The following is a 6,966-nucleotide window of genomic DNA, read 5'->3' as shown; positions in this document are numbered from 1 at the left end:
GTAAATGTAAGGATCTATATGTTTCGCCTAATCTTACTCTCAATAACTCTACTATACCTATCTGGATGCGCCACTTATGAACTTAAAACGGCAAACCTGAATAGTAACGCCCCTCTACCTCAGCAACATGGCATGGTGTCTGTTGAAGTAATTAACAATGTAGATAGACTAGCTCCTTTACACAAAGGTTGGTCCGAGCTCATAGTGCTTAGGCTAGACAATCGTGATGCATTAAAACAGGCCGCTATCGAAGAGGCAAAAGCAAAAGCCGTACAAAAAAACAAAGCGTTTGATGAAAGTAAAGTAGAGTGGGATCCGGACGTTTACACTTTAACACCTCACTCCCGAGGGCTCATAGAAAGTCAAGTATTCGTTGGATCATTGCCTGAAGGAGAGTATGTTGTTGCTTCACTTTATAGCTTCTTTAGTAATGGTGAAATCATGTCTTGGATTTCAATGCCTGTAAATTATTTAGCAGGTAAATTCGAGATAAAACAAAATACTACCACCAACCTTGGCTCTATCGCTTTTCAACCGTTAAAAAGCATAAAAGAAAAGTCCTTCTGGGATTCAACTTCTAGCAATAAAGCATTCGTTACTCGATTAGATCAAGCTATCAATATGAGTGATTTTATCAAACATCATTACCCAGTAGCCTCCCAACAATTACACGCGAACAAAGAATTACAATGGCAAAATGACGAGTTTGACTCCTTGCGCTCCTCCCTTGCACAACTTGTCCGCGAAAATGCCTTCCCTAGTAGTCATTTTGCCTTAAATAAATTTGGTAAAGCTATCATCACTTCAAGGTTTGGACAGGCCAGAATTCTAAATCACAAGGGTACATGGGATGCTGTAAATCTACCAACCAATATTCAATTGCTTAGCGCCATTGAATTGAACCAAGGGATCGCTTTGGCAGGTGAAAAAGGCGAGCTTTATTACTCAGATAGTAACTTAAAAAATTGGCGCCAGATCAAACCTGTTGAAACTGATCAGGCAATTGTATGGATGGCAAATAATGGGAACCAATCATTTGCGTTAACCGCATCAGCAAAGCAATATACTGTTTACCAATTCTTTGATATTAAAGATAAGTGGAATCAAATTGGTCAATACAAAAGAAAGAATAGCAATGATTGGTTGGTACAAAATGGTGGTATATTTCCATTCTTTAATAGTAATAACCAATTAAACATCCTAAACGACAATAAATTACATGTATATCAACAAGCAACTAATACATGGAGTATGGAAAAAGCACTCGAATTAAAGGAGTTGATACAACTTCCTGGTAGCGAATTGCTCGCAATCGAGGTAAGTCAATGGGACGGTGTAGGTGATACTGTCTATAAGCTAACACCTGAATCTGAATGGGTAGTAGTGAAGAAAAATGCTAACAACCTGTTCGGTAATGATAATGTAGAACTGAGCTTGCCGGTGGTGAGAAAAGACCATTCATTGATAAACATTGCTTACTACAAGGAACATAAAAACGCTAAGTCCGAACTGAGAGTCATGTATGCAAGTAGCGATAATCCTAAACAATGGATAGCAAAAGGTAAAGCAAGCAAAAGTTGCACTCAAACTCTGCCAAAAATCAGCTATGACAAAACATTATATGTTATGTGTGAGCGGGGGCAAATAAAGGCAACTGATGATTTAGGTTATACTTGGTACAGCGTCTTAGATGTAAATATCGACAAGATGCAAAACGAATTCGAAACCTTACTTAATGCATTAGAGAAGGTAGAGCAGAATAAAGAAAATTAATACTATCAATAGCCCTGTTTATTTTTAAACCGGGCTATTGGCAAAGGTATTTTCCTACTGAATTGTTGATAGTGCCATGTGAAAAGTTCAAAAAATAGGCGTTGGCAGCTCTACATTCTGCAAATCAAAAATAGTTTTTGCAAAAAAGCGAACGCTTACTCTGCAATTTAAAACGGTAAATTATGATTAGCCAGCAACAATATCCGGCATTTCAAGAACACCAAAATGAGGCTAGAAAATAGTAGATTCTTCCACGTCCCATAACTTACAACTGGAAAAGTCATAAGCGCATAAAGCTTTTTACCTAATGTTGGCGAATAGAAATGATTTTCCCATATCAACATGCTGTCCACTTCCTCTCTAATAACTAGAACCTCGACCCACTTGAACTCCATTCATCTAACGTTGGCAAAACTCTAAGCATTTATATTCACTTCACATACCAATCCTGATAGTAGTTGCAGTAATTAGATAGTTGCTAAAACCAGAAAAATCAAAAAGTTGCATTAAATTACACTTACCTTATATTGGAACTGAATGAAAAACAAACAAAACTGTAAAGGAAAAACTATGGTTATATTCAACACTCGACTACTTGCGATGGTATTGGCTTGTAGTTCCACTTCCGCTTTGGCTACTCAGGTATTTTATGATCAGGATGGTGCGGGAGATCATTCCCAGTATCAGGGCGCACCTGTTGAGTTTATCTCAGCTCGTGCAGGCACAACTGAGTACTTTAATGCGCTCACAGGCGGCTTAGCGGTGGATGAGTGCCATCAATTTGAAGTGGTTAATACACAAACTGGCGATTTGATTGCTCCTCTCACATTCAACGCGCCTTTTATTTCTGGTCCACTGCCTGCAGAACATAAGCTGACAGAAAAGTCGGTTAAACTCAGCTGCACCTTACCCTCAGGTGAAGAAGCAATTGTATATCACAAGATACCCAAGGCTCCCGCCGTTGTATGGCAAAGTGAAATCACGGTGGCTGACTGGCAAACACCGAGCAATGGCCCAGGATATTTTGCAGATGTTCAATATACTGGCTTGATTAATATTAATAACAACTCGCATCAAGGCCAGTGCCGTAAAACCAACTATGTCAGTGGTAACCCCGAATTTTTCAATAAAAGACATCAAGGTGGGTTTTATAGTGATATCTTGAATGTTGCGGGCGAGGCTAAATACAGTGGTTTTTATAAAGTGCTGGTAACAGAACTAATTTGTAAAAACTCGGGCGGTACGACTCGTCTTGTCGAAACTTGGCATATAAATCAAAACTCGCAATCTCGTGAGCTTTCTTCCGAATTGTTCTAATAACAGCAGGGTGATATGCAGCGTTGCGTATCATCCTCCCCATCTTAAATTGATAGCACTGAGCGGCTAATTTCTATATTCTTACTGAATAAAGTTCCTATAAAAACAACAAATATGCTTTGTCGACTCATTTACTTTATTTTAGCCTTAACCGCTTGCGTCTCTTTGGCTGACGACAAGACTATTGAAGAAGCCCAAGACCATCAGTTACCAGTCGGTATTTGGGTTGGTTTAAGTAATGATATAAACAAAGAGATCACTGCGCTGAGAATAAGTAAACAGGGGTCCCACGGTTTTATTCATGCATCAATTTCATCGGCGCTAAGTAATGGTGTTTACTATAAGTTTACTGATAAGGACATAAAGTGTGACAAGTACTTTTGTCATATCACCATGGCAGGCGAACAGAATAATTCAAGAAGTCTCAGCACCTTTTTAGACCCCATATGGGATGAGCTACACGTTACTGAATTAGATCCCACAGGTTACAGCGACGCCCCCAAAGTTCAGAGCTATAAGCTCCACCGAGTGGAAGACCTTGCCGTACTCGATACCTATGTCAACAATGTACGTAAACGACAACCTCTCACCGGACAATCTGGGTTTGCAGGGGACTGGATTGGTTATACTAAAAATGAAAACCTTTCAGTGACGAATAATTACTTGGTCAACCTTTATATTCGTGAGGATGGTCATGCTGAATTGGAAAGCTACTTACTGCGCTCAATCACACCGATTAAACACTCTGAATTTAACACTGGGCATCTGCAACACGATGATAACTTTATTGATATCGAGGTAGAAGCACTGGCAGGGCTTTGTCTTGGAGCGGCCAAGCTAACTTTATCTAAAGTCACTAATAATTCGATGAGTGGCTATTACCGATGCCTACATCACCGCCATAAGAATATGCTCAATGAAGGGTTTATTGAGTTTGATCGAAAATAGCGCACAGAGTAAAACCACGCACTGCCAGAGTAGCGCAGCAGCTTGCTCACAACTGATGAGTGGTAAGCAAGCTGTGTAAACCTAGTTGCCGCTATTGAGGTTTTTTGCTGGCATTCGGCGTTTGCGGCTCTTGACTTTGTGGATCCGTAGTATTTAGATTGCCCGAGGCAGGTAGAGTCGGTGCGCCTCCCTCTGTATTTAAAATCAGCGGTAGGCCATCTTTACCACTGCCTATTACCACCACTTTTGCGTTATTAGATTTCGCCAACTCTATGGTTGCTTCTATGCCGCGCCATCTTAGGTAGGTTTCAGAGATCCCGCCACTCACCGTTTCTTGAAAATCGGCTATCCCCTGAGCCTCCACTTTCTTTCGCTCAGCCTCTTTTTCAGCAACATCTAAACGCATTTTATATTCTTGGTATAAGTGCATTTGATTCACCTTCGCAACAATCGCACTATGCACGCCTTCAGGAATATCAACCTGACGAATAAGCATATCGTCTAAATTCACCAAATTATGCCCTTGCATTTCGCTTTTTTCTTGTTTGAGTATCGACTTTTCTTGTAGCTGAACTTCTCTCAACACAGTGCTTAATAGCTGATCTTGGATCTTTAAGCGCTGATGAGCATAGACCTCTTCAGCAGTATAATCAGAAACGATCATGCGAACCGCTGATGCAACTTCAGGGAGCACAATTTCATCAAGATAGTCAGTCCCGACTAACTTATGTAAGTAAGGAATATGCTCCACAACAGGACGGTACCTCACTGTTATTTCCATTTTGATCCTAAGCCCCTCGGAAGTAATGGCGTGGATCTCTGTGGTCGCGGTTTGGAATCGACTCGAATAAATCGTCAATGTGTCCCAAGGGTAAACTAGTACCGTGCCCTCATAAAATGGGTGCTCTACGAACGTACCACCGCCAAGGCGCTTCCACAGTACCCCAACTTGTCCCGAATCAACCTTGATAAAAATGACTTTGACCAATGCAACGGCGATAAATAATAAAATAAGCAACGTCACACCAGCACGAAAACGCCAAGACAAAATACGCTTATGCCACTTGGGCTTGTAACGCTTTAACACCCGCATGAGCAAATTAGATAGGATCAGTGCCAGTATTAAGCCGCCGGCGACGAGTAATGCAAAATCCCCTGAAATATTAATGTTCATGATGGTACTCCATTACTTTCACTGTCGTGGTGTGCTAACAACTGACCTTCCTCCATTTTTAAGTGCACATCGGCCAAATGGAAATAGGCATCGTCATGAGTGATGGCAATAATGGTATTACCACGCGCTTTTAAACGAGGTAGCACTTGTTCATAGAATTTTCGCCTAAAGATAGGATCTTGATCTGCCGCCCACTCATCAAAGATGTAAATGGGACGATTTTCTAAAATGGTACTCAAAAGTGCTAAGCGCTTACGCTGGCCTGATGATAAATCTATGGTGCTAAACGCCCCATTTTGAATAGCCACTTTGGCGCGCATCTCTAAAAAGTCCAACCATTCATCGATTTCTTCAGTACTCAAATCACGAATACCATAGAGCTGCTGGAACAAATGAAAATCCGCAAAAACGGCTGTGAATAAGCTTCGATAAGCAAGGCGATTGTCTTCAGTAACCGCTTTACCATTCAAAAGGATTTGTCCGCTCTGTAATTCATAAAGGCCAGTCAACATCCGGATAAACGTTGTTTTACCGCTACCATTACCACCGGTAATAAAAGTGGTTTTTCCTTGCTCAAAGGTGATATCCACCGGCCCCACAGCAAACGGACGATCGCTCGATTTTTTCTGATGTTGATAAAACGCCCCCGCTAAGGTGATGGCATTGAATGCGGTTAGGCTTTCAGCTGGTTCAGGTCGTTTAACCTCTTGCTCATCTTGGACATTTTTTAAATCGCGCTCCAATGCTAAGACGTTTTGCGCCGCCTCTGTTGCGGTGGTGAAAACGGGGATCCCACCAACAATACTGGTAATAGGGCCGATTAAAAATAGCGATGCGGTGGTAACTTTAATGACCACATCGGTATACACGTCAGAGAGCATAGGGACGATAAACACCATCGCGCCTGTCGCTGCGAAAAAGGTGATTTGCGACAGAATAAAGTCGGTCGCAAACAAGGTTTGGGTTTTGGTTTTTGCACGCCTTGCACGATTCGAATCGCGACGATATTCATGTTCTAAATCTTCCGCTCTTGGCTCACTGAGCTTTACTTCTTTAAAGCCATCGAGCAAATCAGACAAGCGTTGAATAAGCTGGTTTTCGCTTTCAAAAGAAATGCGCATGTTGCGCTGGATTTCATTGGCACGTAAACGATGAATACTGGCGCCGACCAAAATCAGTGTCGAGATAACCATAAACGCCACAAAAGAGTGCCAGGCAATATAGAGAGATGTGAAAAACACCAAACTGATGGATTGACCAATGATCACAAACAGCTGCGCCGATTGAGATATGGTCTGTAGCTCTTTGCTGATGGTATTAAAGATCCGCTCTTTGCCGATTTTCTCTAGCGTTGACAGCTCGGTATGACGAATGCTTTCAAACAGATCGACTCTCAATTTGTCTATAGCACGCTCCACCATTTGCGCGGCTTTAGTCATCAGTCTTTGCTGAGTGAAACCATATATTGCAATCGTCAGTGTAAATAGCACCAAGTAGTAAAGAATATGATTTTCTTTATTAATATCAGAGATATTGGCTGCTACGTTGTTGATCAGCGCAAGCACCAACGCATTGGCCAAACCAGAAATGCACCCCAGTGCAATAAAGGTCCTTTTCTTTATCTGAATATGTCGGCGAATTAATTCGTACAATACCATTGTTATTATCTTTTATTGTTATTGGGCTACTGCCCGCGCATGCTACTTAGCATAGTCCCTAAAAATCAAAACTGCCTGTTGGATTTAAATAAATAC

General features: G+C 41.4%; 5 protein-coding genes. 3 read left to right on the top strand and 2 right to left on the bottom strand.

Going from position 1 to position 6,966, the window contains the following annotated elements; genetic code table 11:
* The 3 genes from L1D50_RS00240 to L1D50_RS00230 all read left to right on the top strand — a co-directional run.
* On the top strand, positions 1 to 1,773 hold a 1,773-nt coding region (locus tag L1D50_RS00240), incomplete at its 5' end, for a hypothetical protein (RefSeq protein WP_239965273.1).
* Positions 1,774 to 2,343: 570 nt separating this feature from the next.
* A complete protein-coding gene (locus tag L1D50_RS00235) occupies positions 2,344 to 3,090 on the top strand; it encodes a hypothetical protein (protein WP_239965272.1) in 747 nt (248 codons plus the stop codon).
* A gap of 114 nt (positions 3,091 to 3,204) precedes the next feature.
* A complete protein-coding gene (locus L1D50_RS00230; protein WP_128728836.1) occupies positions 3,205 to 4,038 on the top strand; it encodes a hypothetical protein in 834 nt (277 codons plus the stop codon).
* Positions 4,039 to 4,129: 91 nt separating this feature from the next.
* On the opposite strand, the gene L1D50_RS00225 is transcribed toward L1D50_RS00230, so the two are convergent.
* Together L1D50_RS00225 and L1D50_RS00220 are read right to left on the bottom strand one after the other, a co-directional pair.
* On the bottom strand, positions 4,130 to 5,212 hold the full coding sequence (locus tag L1D50_RS00225; protein WP_128728837.1) for a prohibitin family protein: 1,083 nt from the start codon (positions 5,210 to 5,212) through the stop codon (positions 4,130 to 4,132).
* Positions 5,209 to 6,870, bottom strand: coding sequence for a cyclic peptide export ABC transporter (locus tag L1D50_RS00220; protein WP_128728838.1), 1,662 nt, complete (start codon positions 6,868 to 6,870; stop codon positions 5,209 to 5,211). Before L1D50_RS00220 ends, L1D50_RS00225 begins: the two co-directional genes overlap by 4 nt.
* Positions 6,871 to 6,966: the final 96 nt, after the last annotated feature.

This window comes from Pseudoalteromonas sp. Isolate6 (assembly GCF_022398435.1).
GTDB lineage: Bacteria > Pseudomonadota > Gammaproteobacteria > Enterobacterales > Alteromonadaceae > Pseudoalteromonas > Pseudoalteromonas galatheae.
The sequence above is the reverse complement of the archived record's forward strand: the minus strand, read 5'-3'. Positions and strand labels throughout refer to the sequence as shown.

What these genes read in the sequence shown, in the direction of transcription:
- L1D50_RS00220 (WP_128728838.1), bottom strand. Translation starts at nt 6,870, where the DNA reads ATGGTATTGTACGAATTAATTCGCCGACATATTCAGATAAAGAAAAGG.
- L1D50_RS00235 (WP_239965272.1), top strand. Translation starts at nt 2,344, where the DNA reads ATGGTTATATTCAACACTCGACTACTTGCGATGGTATTGGCTTGTAGT.
- L1D50_RS00230 (WP_128728836.1), top strand. Translation starts at nt 3,205, where the DNA reads ATGCTTTGTCGACTCATTTACTTTATTTTAGCCTTAACCGCTTGCGTC.
- L1D50_RS00225 (WP_128728837.1), bottom strand. Translation starts at nt 5,212, where the DNA reads ATGAACATTAATATTTCAGGGGATTTTGCATTACTCGTCGCCGGCGGC.